The organism is Pseudomonas sp. WS 5146, assembly GCF_012985495.1.
GTDB lineage: Bacteria > Pseudomonadota > Gammaproteobacteria > Pseudomonadales > Pseudomonadaceae > Aquipseudomonas > Aquipseudomonas edaphica.
The window spans coordinates 37,453-56,297 of the sequence record NZ_JAAQWL010000013.1; the positions used below are offsets into that span (position 1 = coordinate 37,453).

19 protein-coding genes are annotated in these 18,845 nt (G+C 60.1%); 8 read left to right on the forward strand and 11 right to left on the reverse strand.

All coding sequences use genetic code 11. From position 1 onward, the window contains the following. Window positions 1-28 precede the first annotated feature (28 nt). Entirely contained in the window at window positions 29-2,299 is a 2,271-nt protein-coding gene (clpA, locus tag HBO41_RS26090) for an ATP-dependent Clp protease ATP-binding subunit ClpA (protein WP_053256828.1), read from the forward strand. Window positions 2,300-2,535: 236 nt separating this feature from the next. Here clpA and infA read toward each other — a convergent pair whose 3' ends face one another. The 3 genes from infA to aat all read right to left on the reverse strand — a co-directional run bounded on the left by infA (window position 2,536) and on the right by aat (window position 4,299). Beyond that, the gene (gene infA / locus HBO41_RS26095) at window positions 2,536-2,754 is read right to left on the reverse strand and encodes a translation initiation factor IF-1 (protein WP_002553999.1); all 219 of its coding nucleotides are present in this window, start codon (window positions 2,752-2,754) and stop codon (window positions 2,536-2,538) included. 100 nt (window positions 2,755-2,854) lie between these two features. Beyond that, entirely contained in the window at window positions 2,855-3,562 is a 708-nt protein-coding gene (locus HBO41_RS26100) for an arginyltransferase (protein WP_169988264.1), read from the reverse strand. 56 nt (window positions 3,563-3,618) lie between these two features. Then, on the reverse strand, window positions 3,619-4,299 hold the full coding sequence (aat, locus tag HBO41_RS26105) for a leucyl/phenylalanyl-tRNA--protein transferase (protein WP_017137503.1): 681 nt from the start codon (window positions 4,297-4,299) through the stop codon (window positions 3,619-3,621). 494 nt (window positions 4,300-4,793) lie between these two features. Here aat and HBO41_RS26110 point away from each other — a divergent pair, with 494 nt between their 5' ends. From HBO41_RS26110 to cysG, 6 genes are read left to right on the forward strand one after another with little or no spacing between them, the layout of a single operon-like run. Beyond that, window positions 4,794-7,199, forward strand: coding sequence for a DNA translocase FtsK (locus HBO41_RS26110; RefSeq protein WP_069788233.1), 2,406 nt, complete (start codon window positions 4,794-4,796; stop codon window positions 7,197-7,199). A 54-nt stretch (window positions 7,200-7,253) separates the two neighbouring features. After that, entirely contained in the window at window positions 7,254-7,877 is a 624-nt protein-coding gene (lolA, locus tag HBO41_RS26115; RefSeq protein ID WP_017137501.1) for an outer membrane lipoprotein chaperone LolA, read from the forward strand. 27 nt (window positions 7,878-7,904) lie between these two features. Further along, window positions 7,905-9,227, forward strand: coding sequence for a replication-associated recombination protein A (locus HBO41_RS26120; RefSeq protein WP_099548025.1), 1,323 nt, complete (start codon window positions 7,905-7,907; stop codon window positions 9,225-9,227). After that, the gene (gene crcB / locus HBO41_RS26125; protein WP_017137499.1) at window positions 9,227-9,601 is read left to right on the forward strand and encodes a fluoride efflux transporter CrcB; all 375 of its coding nucleotides are present in this window, start codon (window positions 9,227-9,229) and stop codon (window positions 9,599-9,601) included. The genes HBO41_RS26120 and crcB overlap by 1 nt, the downstream gene beginning before the upstream one ends. Window positions 9,602-9,617: 16 nt before the next feature. Next, a complete protein-coding gene (gene serS / locus HBO41_RS26130; RefSeq protein ID WP_017137498.1) occupies window positions 9,618-10,898 on the forward strand; it encodes a serine--tRNA ligase in 1,281 nt (426 codons plus the stop codon). After that, complete coding sequence (gene cysG, locus HBO41_RS26135; protein ID WP_169988266.1) at window positions 10,899-12,293, forward strand: siroheme synthase CysG; 1,395 nt, start codon at window positions 10,899-10,901, stop codon at window positions 12,291-12,293. It abuts the gene before it with no gap. Between the two features lie 167 nt (window positions 12,294-12,460). On the opposite strand, the gene HBO41_RS26140 is transcribed toward cysG, so the two are convergent. The 6 genes from HBO41_RS26140 to tusD all read right to left on the reverse strand — a co-directional run bounded on the left by HBO41_RS26140 (window position 12,461) and on the right by tusD (window position 15,897). After that, complete coding sequence (locus tag HBO41_RS26140; RefSeq protein ID WP_169988268.1) at window positions 12,461-13,456, reverse strand: glutathione S-transferase family protein; 996 nt, start codon at window positions 13,454-13,456, stop codon at window positions 12,461-12,463. Window positions 13,457-13,544: 88 nt separating this feature from the next. Further along, window positions 13,545-14,546, reverse strand: coding sequence for a glycosyl transferase family protein (locus HBO41_RS26145; RefSeq protein WP_099548023.1), 1,002 nt, complete (start codon window positions 14,544-14,546; stop codon window positions 13,545-13,547). Beyond that, on the reverse strand, window positions 14,543-14,878 hold the full coding sequence (locus HBO41_RS26150; RefSeq protein WP_099548022.1) for a TusE/DsrC/DsvC family sulfur relay protein: 336 nt from the start codon (window positions 14,876-14,878) through the stop codon (window positions 14,543-14,545). Before HBO41_RS26150 ends, HBO41_RS26145 begins: the two co-directional genes overlap by 4 nt. Continuing rightward, window positions 14,875-15,153: a sulfurtransferase complex subunit TusB gene (tusB, locus tag HBO41_RS26155; protein ID WP_065931003.1), complete on the reverse strand. Its 279-nt coding sequence runs from the start codon at window positions 15,151-15,153 to the stop codon at window positions 14,875-14,877. Before tusB ends, HBO41_RS26150 begins: the two co-directional genes overlap by 4 nt. Then, window positions 15,153-15,503 (reverse strand): sulfurtransferase complex subunit TusC, encoded by a 351-nt coding sequence (tusC, locus tag HBO41_RS26160; RefSeq protein ID WP_099548021.1) that lies wholly within the window; start codon window positions 15,501-15,503, stop codon window positions 15,153-15,155. Before tusC ends, tusB begins: the two co-directional genes overlap by 1 nt. A 1-nt stretch (window position 15,504) precedes the next feature. Continuing rightward, window positions 15,505-15,897 carry a sulfurtransferase complex subunit TusD gene (gene tusD / locus HBO41_RS26165; RefSeq protein ID WP_169988270.1) on the reverse strand — a complete coding sequence of 131 codons (393 nt, stop codon included), beginning with the start codon at window positions 15,895-15,897 and terminating at the stop codon, window positions 15,505-15,507. Between the two features lie 157 nt (window positions 15,898-16,054). Between tusD and HBO41_RS26170 the strand changes: the two genes are divergently transcribed. Then, window positions 16,055-17,230: a CaiB/BaiF CoA-transferase family protein gene (locus tag HBO41_RS26170; RefSeq protein WP_169988272.1), complete on the forward strand. Its 1,176-nt coding sequence runs from the start codon at window positions 16,055-16,057 to the stop codon at window positions 17,228-17,230. Between the two features lie 24 nt (window positions 17,231-17,254). Here the strand turns inward: HBO41_RS26170 and HBO41_RS26175 are convergent, their stop codons facing one another. Next, the gene (locus tag HBO41_RS26175; RefSeq protein WP_026013658.1) at window positions 17,255-17,749 is read right to left on the reverse strand and encodes a SprT family zinc-dependent metalloprotease; all 495 of its coding nucleotides are present in this window, start codon (window positions 17,747-17,749) and stop codon (window positions 17,255-17,257) included. 127 nt (window positions 17,750-17,876) lie between these two features. Then, complete coding sequence (locus HBO41_RS26180; protein ID WP_099548019.1) at window positions 17,877-18,479, reverse strand: Yip1 family protein; 603 nt, start codon at window positions 18,477-18,479, stop codon at window positions 17,877-17,879. Window positions 18,480-18,845: the final 366 nt, after the last annotated feature.

Below are 18,845 nucleotides of genomic sequence, written 5' to 3' on the forward strand. Positions count from 1 at the left end.
GCCGACCACTTGGGTATGAGGTGAAGCTATGTTAAACCGCGAGCTCGAAGTCACCCTCAATCTTGCCTTCAAGGAGGCTCGTTCGAAGCGTCATGAATTCATGACCGTCGAGCACCTGCTGCTGGCACTTTTGGATAACGAAGCTGCCGCCACCGTTCTGCGTGCGTGCGGCGCCAACCTCGACAAACTCAAGCATGACCTGCAGGAGTTCATCGACTCCACCACGCCACTGATCCCCGTGCATGACGAGGACCGTGAGACCCAGCCAACCCTGGGCTTCCAGCGGGTATTGCAGCGTGCTGTCTTCCACGTACAGAGCTCCGGTAAGCGTGAGGTCACGGGCGCCAATGTGCTTGTGGCGATTTTCAGCGAACAGGAAAGCCAGGCAGTGTTCCTGCTCAAGCAGCAGAGCGTTGCCCGTATTGATGTCGTCAACTACATCGCCCACGGTATCTCCAAAGTGCCAGGGCACGGCGATCATTCCGAGGGTGAGCAGGATATGCAGGACGACGAGGGCGGTGAGTCTTCTTCTTCGGGCAATCCACTGGATGCCTATGCCAGCAACCTTAACGAACTGGCGCGCCAGGGGCGGATTGATCCGCTGGTGGGGCGTGAGCTTGAGGTTGAGCGTGTAGCGCAGATCCTCGCGCGTCGTCGCAAGAACAATCCGTTGCTGGTGGGTGAGGCCGGCGTGGGTAAAACCGCAATTGCCGAAGGCCTGGCCAAGCGCATCGTTGATAACCAGGTGCCTGATCTGCTGGCCAACAGCGTCGTCTACTCCCTTGATCTTGGCGCATTGCTCGCCGGGACCAAGTACCGTGGCGATTTCGAGAAGCGCTTCAAGGCGCTGCTCGGCGAGCTGAAAAAACGCCCGCAGGCGATTCTGTTTATCGATGAAATCCACACCATCATTGGCGCCGGCGCGGCGTCCGGTGGGGTGATGGACGCCTCCAACCTGCTCAAGCCGTTGTTGTCGTCGGGTGATATCCGCTGCATTGGCTCGACCACGTTCCAGGAATTTCGCGGGATCTTCGAAAAAGACCGTGCCCTGGCGCGTCGTTTCCAGAAAGTCGACGTCTCCGAGCCTTCGGTTGAAGACACCATCGGCATCCTGCGCGGCCTCAAGGGACGCTTCGAGGCGCATCACGGCATCGAGTACACCGATGAAGCCCTGCGCGCTGCTGCTGAGCTGGCGTCGCGCTACATCAATGACCGGCATATGCCGGACAAGGCCATCGATGTGATCGACGAGGCGGGTGCCTACCAGCGCCTGCAGCCGGTCGAGAAGCGTGTGAAGCGCATCGACGTGCCTCAAGTCGAGGACATCGTGGCCAAGATCGCACGTATTCCACCCAAGCACGTCAACAGTTCCGACAAGGAACTGCTGCGTAACCTGGAGCGCGACCTCAAGCTCACGGTGTTCGGCCAGGATGCCGCTATCGACGCGCTGTCCACCGCAATCAAGCTCTCGCGTGCAGGCCTCAAGTCGCCGGACAAACCGGTCGGATCGTTCCTGTTCGCAGGCCCGACCGGCGTCGGCAAGACCGAAGCGGCGCGGCAATTGGCCAAGGCCATGGGTATTGAGCTGGTGCGTTTCGACATGTCCGAATACATGGAGCGCCACACCGTGTCGCGCCTGATCGGCGCGCCTCCGGGCTATGTCGGGTTCGACCAGGGCGGCCTGCTGACCGAAGCCATCACCAAGCAGCCACACTGCGTGTTGTTGCTCGATGAAATCGAGAAGGCTCACCCGGAAGTCTTCAACCTGCTGCTGCAGGTCATGGACCACGGTACCCTGACCGACAACAACGGGCGCAAGGCGGACTTCCGCAACGTCATCGTGATCATGACCACCAACGCCGGTGCCGAGACTGCTGCGCGAGCCTCTATTGGCTTTACGCATCAGGATCACTCGTCCGATGCGATGGAAGTGATCAAGAAGAGCTTCACGCCGGAGTTCCGCAACCGTCTGGACACCATTATCCAGTTTGGTCGCCTCAGCCATGAGGTCATCAAAAGCGTGGTGGACAAGTTCCTTACCGAGCTTCAAGCGCAGTTGGAAGACAAGCGCGTGCAGCTTGACGTAACGGACGCGGCGCGCAACTGGCTGGCCCAGGGTGGCTACGACTCGGCAATGGGCGCTCGTCCAATGGCGCGTCTGATCCAGGACAAGATCAAGCGGCCACTGGCCGAAGAGATCCTGTTTGGCGAGCTTTCCGACCATGGTGGCGTGGTGCACATCGACCTGAAGGATGGCGAGCTGACCTTCGAGTTCGAAACCACCGCCGAAATGGCCTGATAGCTGATCGCAACACAGTAAAAAGGCGCCCAAGGGCGCCTTTTTGCTGTCTTGAATACGCTGGAGATCTACTGTGGGGGCTGGCTTGCCTGCGATAGCGGTGGGTCAGCTGAAGAATATTTTCCTGATAGACCGCCATCGCAGGCAAGCCAGCTCCCACAGGGATTTGTGGTGTTGAACAAAATTGCGCACACACAAAAACGCCCGGTATAACCGGGCGTTTTGTATTGACTTGCTTAACGAGCGCGGTAAGTGATGCGCCCTTTGCTCAAGTCATAGGGCGTCAGCTCGACGCGCACTTTGTCACCGGTAAGAATACGAATGTAGTTCTTGCGCATCTTGCCGGAGATATGCGCGGTTACGACGTGCCCATTTTCCAACTCCACACGAAACATGGTGTTGGGCAGGGTGTCGACGACAGTGCCTTCCATTTCGAAGCTGTCTTCTTTCGACATGCAGTAAAGCCCTCGGTATCCAGTGAATGGCCCGGTGCAACTGCGCCAGGCAAAAGCGGCGTGCATTGTGCCCGAAAAAGGGTGTTTAAGCCAAGGGGTTCTAGTTAAGCGTTACCCATCTTTGATTAATCAGTAGCTCAATAGGCCGATATTGGGTCTTGTAGTTCATCTTTTTGCAGTTCTTGATCCAGTATCCGAGGTACACCGCCTCCAGTTCCAGGCGTGCGGCTTCACCGATTTGCCACAAAATCGCAAAGCGCCCAAGGCTGCGGCGTTCTTCGGTCGGCTCGTAGAAGGTGTAGACCGCCGACAGGCCGTTGGGCAGCAGGTCGGTCACCGCCACCGCCAGCAAGCGGCCTTCCAGGCGGAACTCATAGAAGCGCGAGAAGGGCAGGTCGCGCACCAGGAAGGTCGAAAACTGATCGCGGCTGGGCGGGAACATATCGCCGTCCGCATGGCGTTGTTCGATGTAGCGTTGGTAAAGATCGAAATATTCTTCGCTGTACTGCGGCTTGGTGGCCGTGACCGTCAGGTCGGCGTTACGTTTGAGGATGCGTTTCTGGTTGCGGTCCGGCAAAAACTGCGCAACCGGGATGCGTGCAGGCACGCACGCATTGCAGTTCTGGCAATGGGGCCGGTACAGATGATCGCCGCTGCGCCGAAAACCCATCTCTGAGAGGTCGGCATACACATGCACGTCCATCGGCTGGCTGGGGTCGAGGAACAGTGTGGTGGCCTGCTCGTCAGGCAGATAGCTGCAAGAGTGAGCTTGAGTGGCATAGAACTTCAAGCGTGCCAGCTCGGTCATGATCAACCCTCGGGATAAGCTTTGAAATAAGTGTAAGCCAGGTACGAGGAAGTCGCCTAGGAAACCCACGGGCCAGAGCTGGGCTGGTCTAAATGGTTACGCAGGAAGCCGGCAAATTCACTGCGCGGTATGGCGCGGGCGCCGAGGCTGTGCAGGTGATCATTGGGCATCTGGCAGTCGATCAGTACAAAACCCCAGGCCTGCAACTGGCGGGTCAGCGTGGCAAAGCCGAACTTGGAGGCATTGTCGGCGCGGCTGAACATCGATTCGCCAAAAAATAACTGGCCCATCGCCAGGCCATACAGGCCGCCGACCAGCTTGCCTTCATCCCATACTTCGACGGAATGCGCGTAGCCGCGCCGGTGCAGCTCCAGGTAGGCGCTTTGGATACCTTCGGTGATCCAGGTGCCGTCTGCATAAGCGCGGGGCGCGGCGCAGGCCTGGATGACGGCGGCGAAGTCCTGATCAAAGGTCACGCTGTAGCGCTGCTGACGCAACAGTTTGCCGAGGCTGCGTGACACGTGCAGCTCGTCGGGGAATATCACCGTGCGCGGGTCTGGAGACCACCAGAGGATCGGCTGGCCGTCGGAGAACCACGGGAAACAGCCATGGCGGTAGGCCTGGATCAGTCGCTCGGCCGACAGGTCGCCACCGGCGGCCAGCAAGCCATTGGGTTCACGCATGGCTTTGGCCAGCGGCGGGAAAGTCAGGGAATCGCGTTGCAACCAGGTCAGCATGGTATCCAGGCTTACGGTAGGGGAGGGGAGTGGCAGGTATGACGCCTGCCGCATTTGGGATGATTATTGTCGACATGGCGCTGTGGGGCCAGCCCGAATCGGGCATCCGCGCGCAATAGCGTTAATAGGTGTTTCTGCAACTCTACCCTTTGGGCGCGGTCGTAATCGGGTCTGGGCCATGCAGGCCAATTGCCAAGCTTGCCTGCTTTGATAAAAACAGCGCATAAGCCTTTGTCAGCAAAGACAATGCGTGCTCAAATTGAACAGGCTATGACACATCATCTGTGCAGGCCACCGGGTGAGGGCAAGTACGTGGCATCGTCGACGCAAACCCGTACAATGCGGGCATTGTGGCGTTTTCGCCCTTTCACCTGTTCATCACCCAATGTTAAAAGTAGTTTCAGCGACATTCGTTCATTTTTCAGCTGCTCGGATTGAGCAGTGTGCAGTCATTCAACAGATGGACGCGCTAAAGGCGCAGGAATAGACCCGTTTTGAAGAAATCCGCCGCAACACCTAAAGCAGCAGTCGTGCCGGCCTGGCGCCAGCACCTGCATTATCGACTCAAGGAAGGCGCGCTGATCGCTATCGGCGCCCTGTGCCTGTTCCTGATGATGGCCTTGCTTACCTATGGCAAGGACGATCCGGGCTGGAGCCACAACAGCAAGATCGAAGACGTGCAGAACTTCGGCGGCCCCGCCGGTTCCTACAGCGCCGATATCCTGTTTATGGTGCTGGGCTACTTCGCGTATATCTTCCCGTTATTGCTGGCGATCAAGACCTGGCAGATCTTCCGCCAGCGTCACGAACCGTGGCAGTGGAGCGGCTGGCTGTTCTCCTGGCGCCTGATCGGCCTGGTGTTCCTGGTGTTGTCCGGCGCGGCGCTGGCGCACATTCATTTTCATGCACCTACCGGCTTGCCGGCGGGCGCGGGCGGGGCGTTGGGCGAAAGCCTCGGCGACCTGGCGCGCAAGACCCTGAATATCCAGGGCAGTACCTTGATGTTTATCGCGCTGTTCCTGTTCGGCCTCACTGTGTTCACCGACCTGTCGTGGTTCAAGGTGATGGACGTGACCGGCAAGATCACCCTGGACCTGCTCGAATTGTTCCAGGGCGCAGCCAACCGCTGGTGGTCGGCCCGGGTCGATCGCAAACGCATGGTCGCGCAACTGCGTGAGGTGGACACCCGCGTTAACGAAGTGGTGGCCCCGAGTACGCCGGACCGCCGCGAGCAAGCCAAGGTCAAGGAACGCCTTATCGAGCGCGAGCAAGCCCTGAGCAAGCACATGTCGGACCGCGAGAAGCAGGTGCCGCCGGTGATTGCCCCGGCACCGCCCAAAGCGCCGGAGCCGAGCCATCGTGTGCAGAAAGAGAAGCAGGCGCCGTTGTTCGTCGACAGCGCCGTAGAGGGCACCTTGCCGCCGATCTCGATTCTCGACCCGGCCGAAAAGAAACAACTCAATTATTCTCCGGAATCCCTGGCGGCCGTCGGCCACCTGCTGGAAATCAAGCTCAAGGAATTCGGCGTCGAAGTCTCGGTGGATTCGATCCACCCAGGCCCGGTGATTACCCGTTACGAAATCCAGCCGGCAGCCGGCGTCAAGGTCAGCCGTATCTCCAACCTGGCCAAAGACCTGGCCCGCTCCCTGGCCGTGACCAGTGTGCGTGTGGTGGAAGTGATCCCCGGCAAGACCACCGTCGGCATCGAGATTCCCAACGAAGATCGTCAGATCGTGCGCTTCTCCGAAGTGCTCTCGACCCCGGAATACGACAACTTCAAATCGCCGGTCACCCTGGCCCTCGGCCACGACATCGGCGGCAAGCCGGTGATCACCGACCTGGCAAAAATGCCGCACTTGCTGGTGGCCGGTACCACCGGTTCCGGTAAGTCGGTGGGCGTGAACGCGATGATTCTGTCGATCCTGTTCAAGTCCGGCCCGGATGACGCCAAGCTGATCATGATCGACCCGAAGATGCTCGAATTGTCGATCTACGAAGGCATCCCGCACCTGCTGTGCCCGGTGGTGACCGATATGAAGGACGCCGCCAACGCCTTGCGCTGGAGCGTCGCCGAGATGGAGCGTCGCTACAAGCTGATGGCGAAGATGGGCGTGCGTAACCTGTCGGGCTTCAATGCCAAGGTCAAGGAAGCCCAGGACGCCGGTACACCGCTGACCGACCCACTGTACAAGCGCGAAAGCATTCACGACGAAGCGCCGCTGCTGACCAAGCTGCCGACCATCGTGGTGGTGGTCGATGAATTTGCCGACATGATGATGATCGTCGGCAAGAAGGTGGAAGAACTGATCGCGCGTATCGCCCAAAAGGCCCGTGCGGCCGGTATTCACTTGATCCTCGCCACCCAGCGGCCGTCGGTGGATGTGATCACCGGCTTGATCAAGGCCAACATTCCAACGCGGATGGCGTTCCAGGTTTCCAGCAAGATCGACTCGCGCACTATCATCGACCAGGGCGGCGCCGAACAACTGCTGGGTCACGGTGACATGCTCTATATGCCGCCGGGCACCAGTCTGCCAATCCGGGTTCACGGCGCCTTCGTCTCCGATGATGAAGTTCACCGCGTGGTGGAAGCCTGGAAGCTGCGCGGCGCGCCGGAATACAACGACGACATCCTCGCAGGCGTCGAAGAGGCCGGCAGCGGCTTCGACGGCGGTAGCAGCGGTGATGACGATGCCGAAACCGACGCGCTCTACGACGAAGCCGTGGCATTCGTACTCGAAAGCCGTCGCGCTTCGATCTCTGCGGTGCAGCGCAAGCTCAAAATCGGTTACAACCGCGCCGCCCGCATGATCGAATCCATGGAAAACGCTGGCGTCGTAACCGCCATGAACACCAACGGTTCGCGTGAAGTCATCGCTCCCGGGCAGATGCGCGACTGATTCCGTGCTGCGTGGCAACACGCAGCGCGCCTTGACGACTCAATGAGGATTCCCATGCGCTTTATCCGCATGCTGTTGTTGCCTGCACTGGCCCTGACTGCTGTTTCGGCCCACGCTGATCCGGCCTCGGTGGCCAGCCTGACTAACCTGCTGGACAAGTCCAAGACCCTGACCGCACGCTTCTCCCAGTTGACCCTGGATGCCGGCGGCACCCAGTTGCAGCAAACCGAAGGCGAAATGGCCGTACAGCGTCCTGGTCTGTTCTACTGGCACACCGAAGGCAAGGCCGAGCAGACGATTGTTTCCGATGGCCAGAAGGTCACCCTGTGGGACCCGGACCTGGAGCAGGCGACCATCAAGAAGCTCGACCCTCGTTTGAACCAGACGCCGGCGCTGCTGCTGTCGGGCGATGTATCAAAGATCAACGACAGCTTCGATATCACCTCCAAGCAAACCAGCAACGTGATCGAGTTCACCCTCAAGCCTAAATCCAAGGACACGCTGTTTGACAGCCTGAACCTGTCGTTCGGCAATGGCGTGATCAACAACATGCGCCTGATCGACAGCGTGGGCCAGCGGACCGATATCCTGTTCTCCGGCGTCAAGGCTAACCAGCCAGTGGACGCATCCAAGTTCAAGTTCGTCATCCCCAAGGGTGCCGACGTGATCCAGGAATAACCTGTCTAGAGGTTTCAAACGCTGCCCATGGATTTGTTTCGAAGTGACCCGATTGCTCAGCCTCTGGCGGCGCGTTTGCGCTCGACCAACCTGGATGAGTACGTCGGGCAGGAACACCTGCTCGCTCGCGGCAAGCCTTTGCGTGAAGCCCTGGAGCAGGGTGCGCTGCACTCGATGATTTTCTGGGGGCCGCCGGGCGTGGGTAAAACCACCCTGGCGCGGCTGCTGGCGAAAGTCTCGGATGCACATTTCGAAACGGTTTCGGCGGTACTGGCCGGGGTCAAAGAGATTCGCCAGGCGGTAGAAGTTGCCAAGCAACAGGCTGGGCAATACGGCAAGCGCACCATCCTGTTTGTCGACGAAGTGCATCGTTTCAATAAGTCGCAGCAAGACGCGTTTTTGCCGTATGTCGAAGACGGTACGTTAATCTTTATTGGCGCTACCACCGAAAACCCTTCGTTTGAACTCAACAATGCCTTGCTCTCGCGAGCGCGTGTCTATGTGCTCAAGAGCCTGGACGAAGCGGCGATGCAAAAGCTGCTGCATCGTGCCCTGAGCGAAGACAAGGGCTTGGGCAAGCGCCAGCTGAGTGTCAGCGAAGAAGGCTTCAAAATTCTGCTGGCCGCCGCCGATGGCGATGGTCGCCGCTTTCTGAACCTGCTGGAGAATGCCTCGGATTTGGCCGAAGACGGCAGTGAGATTGGCGTCGACCTGTTGCAAAGCCTGCTCGGCGACACGCGCCGCCGTTTCGACAAGGGCGGCGAAGCCTTTTACGATCAGATCTCGGCACTGCACAAGTCTGTGCGTGGCTCCAACCCTGACGGCGCGTTGTACTGGTTTGCACGCATGATCGACGGTGGCTGCGACCCGCTGTACCTGGCGCGCCGCGTGGTACGCATGGCCAGCGAAGACATCGGCAACGCCGACCCGCGCGCCTTGAGCCTGTGCCTGGCCGCCTGGGATGTGCAGGAGCGCCTGGGTAGCCCGGAAGGCGAGTTGGCCGTGGCCCAGGCCATCACCTACCTGGCCTGCGCGCCAAAAAGCAACGCGGTGTACATGGGCTTCAAATCCGCCCTGCGCGCCGCTGCCGAATACGGCTCTCTTGAGGTGCCGATGCACCTGCGCAATGCGCCGACCAAGCTTATGAAACAGTTGGGTTATGGCGACGAATACCGCTATGCCCACGATGAGCCGGACGCCTACGCGGCCGGCGAAGACTACTTCCCCGATGAGCTTGAGCCCTTGCCGCTGTATCAGCCGGTGCCGCGTGGCCTGGAGCTGAAAATCGGTGAAAAGCTCAATCACCTGGCCCAACTCGACCGTCTCAGCCCAAAACAGCGGAGAAAGTAGTGCTCAAGACCATTCTTGCCGTGTCCGCCGCGGGCATCGCTGGTACATTATTGCGTTTCGCCACTGGCACTTGGGTCAGCGCCAATTGGCCGAAGCATTTTTATGCGGCCACTCTGGCGGTCAACCTGGTGGGTTGCCTGATTATCGGCCTGTTGTACGGCTGGTTCCTGTTGCGCCCCGAAGTGCCGATTGAGGTTCGCGCCGGCTTGATTGTCGGTTTTGTAGGCGGTCTTACGACCTTTTCATCCTTTTCACTGGATACGGTGCGCCTGCTGGAAAGCGGGCAAGCTTTGGTAGCTTTCGGTTACCTGGGCATCAGCGTGTTCGGCGGGCTGCTCGCCACCTGGGCTGGCCTGTCCTTGACCAAACTTTGATAAACGAGAGACCGACATGCTCGATTCCAAACTGTTACGTAGCAACCTTCAGGACGTAGCGGACCGCCTGGCATCCCGTGGCTTTGCCTTGGATGTTGCGCGCATCGAAGCGCTGGAAGAACAGCGCAAGACCGTCCAGACCCGCACCGAAGCACTGCAGGCTGAGCGTAATGCGCGTTCCAAATCCATCGGTCAGGCCAAGCAGCGTGGCGAAGACATCGCGCCGTTGATGGCGGACGTCGAGCGCATGGGCACCGAGCTGTCCGACGGCAAAGTCGAGCTGGAAGGCATTCAGACCGAGCTGGATTCGATCCTGCTGGGCATCCCGAATATTCCGCACGAATCCGTGCCCATTGGTGAAGACGAAGACGGCAACGTCGAAGTGCGCCGTTGGGGCACGCCAAAAGCCTTTGATTTCGAGATCAAGGATCACGTTGCGTTGGGCGAACTGACCGGCGGCCTGGATTTCGAAACGGCCGCCAAAATGTCCGGCGCACGCTTTGCTCTGCTGCGCGGCCCGATCGCGCGCATGCACCGTGCCCTGGCGCAGTTCATGATCAACCTGCACACCGCTGAACACGGCTACGAAGAAGCCTACACGCCGTATCTGGTGCAGGCGCCGGCGCTGATGGGCACCAGCCAATTGCCTAAGTTCGAGGAGGATCTGTTCAAGATCAGCCGCGACGGCGAAGCCGACCTGTACCTGATCCCGACCGCCGAAGTGTCGCTGACCAACATCGTCGCCGGCGAAATCCTCGACGCCAAGCAGCTGCCGATCAAGTTCGTGGCCCACAGCCCGTGTTTCCGTAGCGAAGCCGGCGCTTCGGGGCGTGACACGCGCGGCATGATCCGCCAGCACCAGTTCGACAAAGTTGAAATGGTGCAGGTTGTTGAACCGTCGACCTCCATGGAAGCCCTGGAAGGCCTGACCGCCAACGCCGAGCGCGTCCTGCAACTGCTGGAGCTGCCTTACCGCGTACTGGCGCTGTGCACCGGCGACATGGGTTTCAGCGCTGTAAAAACCTACGACCTCGAAGTGTGGGTGCCGAGCCAGGACAAGTACCGCGAAATTTCGTCGTGCTCCAACTGCGGTGATTTCCAGGCCCGTCGCATGCAGGCGCGTTTCCGCAACCCGGAAACCGGCAAGCCGGAACTGGTACACACCCTCAACGGTTCGGGCCTGGCCGTAGGCCGTACCCTGGTGGCCGTGCTGGAAAACTACCAGCAGGCCGACGGTTCCATCCGCGTGCCGGAAGTGCTCAAGCCGTACATGGGCGGCGTTGAGGTCATCGGCTAAATGGAATTTCTGCCGCTGTTTCATAACCTGCGCGGCAGTCGTGTGTTGGTCGTCGGTGGCGGGGAGATTGCCTTGCGCAAATCCCGGCTGCTGGCCGACGCCGGTGCGTTGCTGCGGGTGGTTGCTCCCCAGATCGAAGACCAGTTGCGAGAACTGGTGCTGGGCAGTGGCGGGGACCTGATTCTGCGCGGTTATCAGGAGGCCGACCTTGACGGCTGCGTTCTGATTATCGCGGCCACGGACGACGAGCCGCTGAACGCGCAAGTGTCCAGCGATGGCAAGCGCCGGTGCGTACCGGTCAATGTGGTGGACGCGCCAGCCCTGTGCAGCGTGATCTTCCCGGCGATTGTCGACCGTTCACCCTTGGTGATTGCGGTGTCCAGCGGCGGCGATGCGCCGGTGCTGGCGCGCTTGATCCGCGCCAAGCTAGAAACCTGGATTCCGTCGACTTATGGCCAGTTGGCCGGTTTGGCGGCGCGTTTTCGCGCCCAGGTCAAAGGTTTGTACCCGGATGTGCAGCAGCGTCGGGCCTTTTGGGAGGAGGTTTTCCAAGGCCCGATCGCCGACCGTCAATTGGCCGGGCAGGGCGATGAAGCTGAGCGTCTGTTGATCGAAAAGGTCAACGGCGCGCCGCCGTACGCGCCGGGCGAAGTCTATTTGGTCGGTGCAGGCCCAGGTGATCCGGACCTGCTGACCTTCCGCGCCTTGCGCCTGATGCAGCAAGCCGACGTGGTGCTGTATGACCGCCTGGTAGCGCCGGCGATTCTTGAGCTGTGCCGACGTGACGCCGAGCGTATCTACGTCGGCAAGCGTCGCGCCGACCATGCCGTGCCGCAGGACCAGATCAACCAGCAACTGGTGGACCTGGCCAAGCAGGGCAAGCGTGTGCTGCGACTCAAAGGTGGCGATCCGTTCATCTTCGGCCGTGGCGGCGAAGAGATCGAAGAACTGGCGGCCCATGGCATCCCGTTCCAGGTGGTGCCGGGGATCACGGCAGCCAGCGGTTGCGCGGCGTATGCGGGGATTCCGCTGACGCACCGTGACTATGCGCAGTCGGTGCGCTTTATCACCGGGCATTTAAAGAACGGGACCTCGGACCTGCCCTGGCATGACCTGGTGGGGCCGTCGCAAACGTTGGTGTTCTACATGGGCCTGATCGGCTTGCCGATCATCTGTGAGCAACTGATCAAGCACGGGCGCGCGGCGGATACCCCGGCGGCGTTGATCCAGCAGGGCACCACGTCCAACCAGCGTGTCTTTACTGGCACATTGGCGGATTTGCCGCGCATGGTGGCGGAGCATGAAGTGCATGCGCCGACACTGGTGATTGTCGGTGAGGTGGTGGTGTTGCGCGAGAAACTCAAGTGGTTTGAAGGCGCGCAATCCCAGGTCTGACATCGCCGCTGTGGTGAGTGATCTTAATGTGGCGAGGGAGCTTGCTCCCGTTGGGCTGCGAAGCGGCCCTAAAACCAAACACCGCGTTTTGCCTGGCAGAACGCGGTGTTTTTATTGGGGCCGCTGCGCAGCCCAACGGGAGCAAGCTCCCTCGCCACAAGGTGTTTTCAGTTCCAGACACCTTTACCGCTCAACCGCGCCCGATCATGCTCGGCATCAAACCTCAGCAACGGCCCCTTCGGCACAATCCCGGTGGGGTTGATCGTCCGATGGCTCGCATAGTAATGCCCCTTGATATGCGCAAAATCCACCGTCTCGGCCACGCCCGGCCACTGATACAGCTCCCTTAGCCAGTTCGACAAGTTCGGATAATCGGCAATCCGCCGCAGGTTGCATTTGAAGTGGCTGTAATACACCGCATCAAAGCGAATCAGCGTGGTGAACAGCCGCACATCGGCTTCGGTCAGGTATTCACCGGCCAGGTAGCGCTGCTCAGCCAAGTGCTGTTCCAGGCGATCCAGCTCGGTAAACACATCATCAAATGCGCTTTCATACGCCTGCTGCGAGGTGGCAAACCCTGCGCGGTACACGCCATTGTTCACCGCGGGGTAGATGCGCTCGTTCAGCGTATCGATTGTCGAGCGCAGGGCTTCGGGGTAGAAATCCAGAGTATTGCCGGTCAGCCCGTTAAACGCGCTGTTGAACATGCGGATGATCTCCGCCGATTCATTGCTGACGATGCGCTTGAGCTTCTTGTCCCACAGCACTGGTACGGTGACACGCCCGGTGTAATCGGCGGTGTCTGCGGTGTAGCGCTGGTGCATGAAGTCGAAGCCGTCGAGCTTATCGCCCGTCGAGCCGTGAGCCTTGTCGAAGGTCCAGCCATTTTCCAGCATCAGCCAACTGACCACAGATACGTCGATCAAGCTTTCCAAACCCTTGAGTTTGCGCAGGATCAGCGTGCGATGGGCCCACGGGCAGGCCAGGGAAACATACAGGTGATAGCGATCGGCCTCGGCTTTGAAACCGCCGTCGCCGCTGGGGCCGGGCTCGCCATCGGCGGTCACCCAATTGCGCCGTTGCGCCTGCTCGCGCTGGAACGCGCCGTCTGCGCTACTTTCGTACCACTGGTCTTTCCAGTGTCCTTCGATCAGCAAACCCATGACTGGCTCCTTGGCTAATAAGCGTTGGAGCCCAGTCTAAAGGGATGAGTTCGAACTAAAAGCGCAAAGACCGGGCGGGAATTATCGATTAAATCGATTTGTCCCGCGCATCCCAGTACTGCTGGGCCAATTCGAACGCCTGTTCACGAGCGTGGCCGAGGCCGCGCAGGGCCAGGGCCATGGTTGCGATCAGCGCGAGTTGCGGGTAACTGTCCTCGACATCACCGCGCCACAAGGCTTTTAAATGCTCGGGTTCCAGGCTGGCCGGTTTGACGTGCCGCTGGGCGGAGAGGGCGGGCCACTCTTCGTCCCAGCTCTGGCCACCGGTGGTGCCATACAAATGGCTGAGGGTGTCCGGGTTGATCTCGACTTCGCCGCCATCTCCCTTCACCACAATCACATTATCGCCCAGCAGGCCGCTGGCATCGCGGTGTACGCCCTGGTAACCGGGGTGGAAAATGCTTTGCAGGCCGCAACGTGCATTCAGCGGGTTGAGCAGGCGCGCCAGGGAGTGAATCGGTGAGCGCAGGCCCAAGGTGTTACGCAAATCGATCATGCGTTGCAGTTGTGGCGCCCAGTCACCCAGCGGGATAAACGCCAGGTTGCCTTGCTCGAACGCCGTCTCGACCTGTTGCCAATTGCGACACAGCGGGATTTGCAGGCCTTGCAACAATTGCTCGGTGTACAAGCGGCCCGCCGTATGGGCACCACCGCCGTGCATCAGAATGCGCACCCCGTTTTGCGCCAGGCACTTGGCCGCCAACAGATACCACGGCAGATGGCGTTTTTTACCGGCGTAGGTCGGCCAATCGACATCCACATTCAGCGCTGGCGCATTCAGGCGCTCGCGCACGGCTTCGGTGAAACCGGCGAGCTCTTCCGGGCTTTCTTCCTTATGGCGCAGCAGCATCAGGAAGGCGCCGAGCTGGGTGTCTTCGACTTTTTCGTCGAGCAACATGCCCATGGCTTCGCGGGCTTCCTCACGGGTGAGGTTGCGCGCGCCGCGCTTGCCTTTGCCCAGGATGCGCACGAACTGCGCAAACGGGTGCTCGGCGGGGGTTTCAAGGGTCAGCGGGGCAAAGTCGGTCATAAGCAATTCGTCGGCCTGGGCAGGCCCGCCAGCTTGGCGGCAAGTTTGGCGGGGGTGCCATTGAAGAGTTTGTTGAGGTGCAGGCTGTTGCCCTTGTCCGTGCCGAGCTTTAAAGCGGTGTACTTGATCAGCGGGCGTGTGGCCGGGGACAGCTGAAATTCTGCGTAAAACCCGCGCAGCAGTTCGAGGATTTCCCAATGTTCGGCGGTCAATTCCAGGGGTTCAGCGGCGGCCAGGGCATTGGCCACGTCGATGGACCAGTCATCCAGGTTGACGAGGTAGCCGTCCTTGTCCAGTTCCAGCGTGCGTTCGCCTACGGTCAGGGTGTTCATAACCAGGTGTTGACCTTGTCGTAGTCGATCGACAGCTGCACAAAACCTGGGTAGTCGACGCTGTCGGCCCAGTCCGGCAGGGGCAGGTTGCGTGCCTGCATGTCTTCGGCCAGGACAAAGACCTTCACGCCCCGGGTTTGCAGGGCTGCGTTGTGCAGGCCGTAAGCGCCATCGCCACACAGCAGGATGGCGTCCTCGGCGCCGCACACGCGCAGGCAACTGGCCAGGCGGCTATCGGTAAACGGGGAGTGAGATACCACATGCAAAGTCGACATCAGAGGGTCATCACCTGGTCATAACGGTCAATCAATTCGGCGATCGCGGCGCTGTCCAGCGCCTGCGCGCTGGCAGGTGTTGCGAGGCTGCGTTCGGCAAGGCTGTGGCTGCAAGCAAACACCTCATCAATGCCGAACAGGCCCAACGCCTGCAGGTTGGCGCTGAGGTCTTTTTGCTGCACGGCCTTGGCATCCTGATGGGTTGCCAGCTGGAACACGCCATCGTCCATAAACAGCAGGCCGATCGGCAGGTCAAAAGCGCCACCGGCCAATACGATATCCAGCGCCTCGCGCGCACTTGGCCCGGACCACGGTGCCTGGCGGCTGATCACCAATAAAGACTTGGCCATCTCACGGCCCTCCAAAACAGATCAGGCGGTCGGCAGCCTGGATGGCGTCATGCAACTGCCCCAGGCCCGACAACGCCCACGGCGCGTCGAGGTTCACCGCGCTGCGTTGATAACGCGTGGCTTCCTCAGTATTGAGTACGCCACGGCGCAAGGCGGCGGCGATGCACACCACGCCGTCGAGCTGATGCAGGCTGACAAACTCACGCCACTGGCGGGCAATGTCCTGCTCATCCTGGGGCGCAACGATGTTATTGGCAGCGCTGTACACGCCGTCCTGATAAAAAAACAGCCGCACAATCTCATGCCCACCGGCAAGCGCTGCCTGGGCGAACAGCAAGGCGCGGCGCGAGGAGGGCGCATGGGCGGCGGAAAATACTGCAATCGCAAACTTCATGGAACACTCTGCAAGCAAACCTGAGCCAATGATAAAGCCGCCGCCGCGAAAAAGCCCGCCGTGATCAAAACGGTCACTGTCGCTGATCGTTCTGACGATTGCCGCCAGGCGCAAGGCTGCCTAGGCTGTGGGCAGTCGCTACCCAAATGGAGTCTTTATGTCAGGTCCCTTGGCGTCCCTCAAAGTGCTGGATTTTTCCACCTTGCTGCCTGGCCCGTTCGCGTCCTTGTTGCTGGCGGACATGGGTGCCGAGGTGCTGCGTATTGAATCGCCCACGCGTATGGACCTGTTACGCGTGCTGCCGCCCCATGACCAGGGCACCTCGGCGAGCCACGCATACCTCAATCGCAACAAGCGCAGCCTGGCACTGGACCTCAAGCAGGCCGAGGCGCTGCAGATCGTGCGTGAGCTGGTCAAGGACTATGACATTGTCCTTGAGCAATTCCGGCCTGGGGTAATGGAGCGTCTGGGCCTGGGTTATGAGGCGCTGAAGGCGCTCAACCCCCGGCTGATTTATGTGTCGATCACCGGCTACGGTCAAACCGGGCCTTATAAAGACCGCGCCGGGCACGATATCAACTACCTCGCGTTGGCTGGCGTGGCCAGTTACACCGGCCGCCAGGACAGCGGGCCGTTGCCGCTGGGCGTGCAATTGGCGGATGTCGGCGGTGGTTCGTTGCACGCTGTGGTGGGGTTGCTCGCCGCCGTTATTGCCCGCCAGCACAGTGGCGTCGGCCAATACCTGGATGTGAGCATGACCGATTGCTCGTTCAGCCTGAATGCCATGGCCGGTGCGGGCTACCTGGCCTGTGGGGTCGAGCCGGATTGGGAGAGCCATGTGCTCAACGGCGGCAGCTTCTACGATTACTATCGCACGCGTGATGGGCGCTGGATGTCGGTGGGTAGCCTGGAACCGGCGTTTATGCGGCAATTGTGCGAAACGTTGGGAAGGCCGGAGCTGGCCATGCAAAGCTTGAAACCCGAGCAGCAAAAAGCCCTGAAGCTGGCGTTACAGGTCGAGTTTGAGAAGCGCAGCTTTGACGAGCTGCGTGAGTTGTTCGCCGGGGTGGATGCGTGTGTCGAGCCGGTGCTGAGCCTGAGTGAAGCGCTGGAGCATCCACAGTTGAAGGCGCGCGAGCTGGTCAGCCAGGTGCCACGGGGTGATGGCTCGACCCAGGCGCAACTGGCTTGCCCGCTGAAATTTTCCGAGGGGTTGCCGCAGCCTCGGCATATTGGCGTGGCGGTGGGGGCGCACAGTGATGAAGTGCTGGCTGAGTTGGGGCTCAGTGCTCAGCGGATAGACGAGTTGCGGCGGGCCAAGGTTGTTGGGTGACTGATCGGGCCTGCGATGAGGCCCTTACTCCACCCGAGTTTCCCCGGTGAATACCAAGGTGTGCCGACACCGCCTGCACAAATACCGCCGCCCCTGATTCACCAGCCCATGCCGCTGGGCCGAAAACGGGAAATCGCTGTCGGCACACGGGCAGCGATAGATATACCGGGTCACTTGGCGGCGCTTGATCTCATAGGTGTGGCAACGATCCGGCGGCAGTTCGTAAACCCCGCGCATGATCAGCTGCCATTCCTCGCCATGGGGTTGGATGCGCTCGCCAAACAACTGGTGGGCGATCAGATGCGCCACCTCATGGGCCACGGTCTGTTTGAGGAAGTGCTGGCTGTTTTCGCGGTACAACTGTGGGTTGAAGCGCAGCAGGTTCTCGTGCAAATGCGCGACACCGGCCTTCTGGCCCCGCAGCTTGAGGCTGACCTGGGGGCGTTTGAAGCTTCGTTTAAAAAATGATTCGGCTTGTAGGAAACAATCTTCGACGCGGGTATTGAGTTGCTCGGGCATGCTGACCATATCTCCAGAGACGTCCAGTATGCCGCAAAAGCAGGTGTTTCCGAATCTGTCAGGCGCCGAATGGTCATGCATGACGCACAAAGCCACCTTGCGGTGGCTTTGCCTGCGGTTGATCAGCTTAGTTGGTGTAGATCGGGCCTACGCCCAGCCCCCAGACGATCACGGTAAACGCCATGATTGCCACCAGTACCACCAGGCCCACGGCCAAAACCGAGCTGGAAAACAGAAAGCCCTCGTCCGGGTCGATGTTCATAAACGTCGGCAGCCCCACATACAGCAAGTACACCGTGTAACAGATAGCCGCCGTGCCCACGACCATGCCCAGCCACATATGCGGATAGAGCGCCGCCAGCCCGCCGATAAACAGCGGGGTCGCGGTGTAGGTGGCAAACGCTACGCAGCGCGCCATGCTGGGGCTGGCGTCGTAGGTGCGGGCCATCCAATGGATGAATGCGCCCATCACCGCCACGCCGCCGAGCATCGCCGCGTAGGACATGAGGGTCATCCACAACGCACTTTCCTGGGTCAACATGACCGGGGCGCGGCTGCCGATCACCCAGCCGACCCGGGTGGTGCCGATAAAGGCCGATACGGCGGGGATCGCCGCGAGAATCAAAGTGTGAGTGAGGTACATGTGGCCGATACTTTCTTCCTTATCGCCACGAATTTCCCGCCATTCCTGGTCGGGATGGGTAAACAGCCCCACGACGTGATGGATCATGCCAGTCACTCCTGTCGTTATTACCATCGCCCCCCATCGGAGCGCCCACGGGCCAAATGGCCACATAAGGTCCTGGATAGTTGTGCGACCTTACGTCGCAGTATAGGAAGTGATGACCGGAAAAACTGTAGGGCTTTAGAGCAAATTGCGCTGTAAACATGGGCGCTAATCGCGGTGAGGTCTGTCAGTGACCACTGGGCCTACTGTGGGAGCTGGCTTGTCGGGTCGCCGCATCGCTGCGATAGCGGTGGATCAGTGATGTATTAGTTGCTGACACACCGCCATCGCAGGCAAGCCAGCTCCCACATTGGATCGGCGTCGCCCATTGAAGTATTTTTGCGTAAAATGCTGCGCTTTTCGTCACAC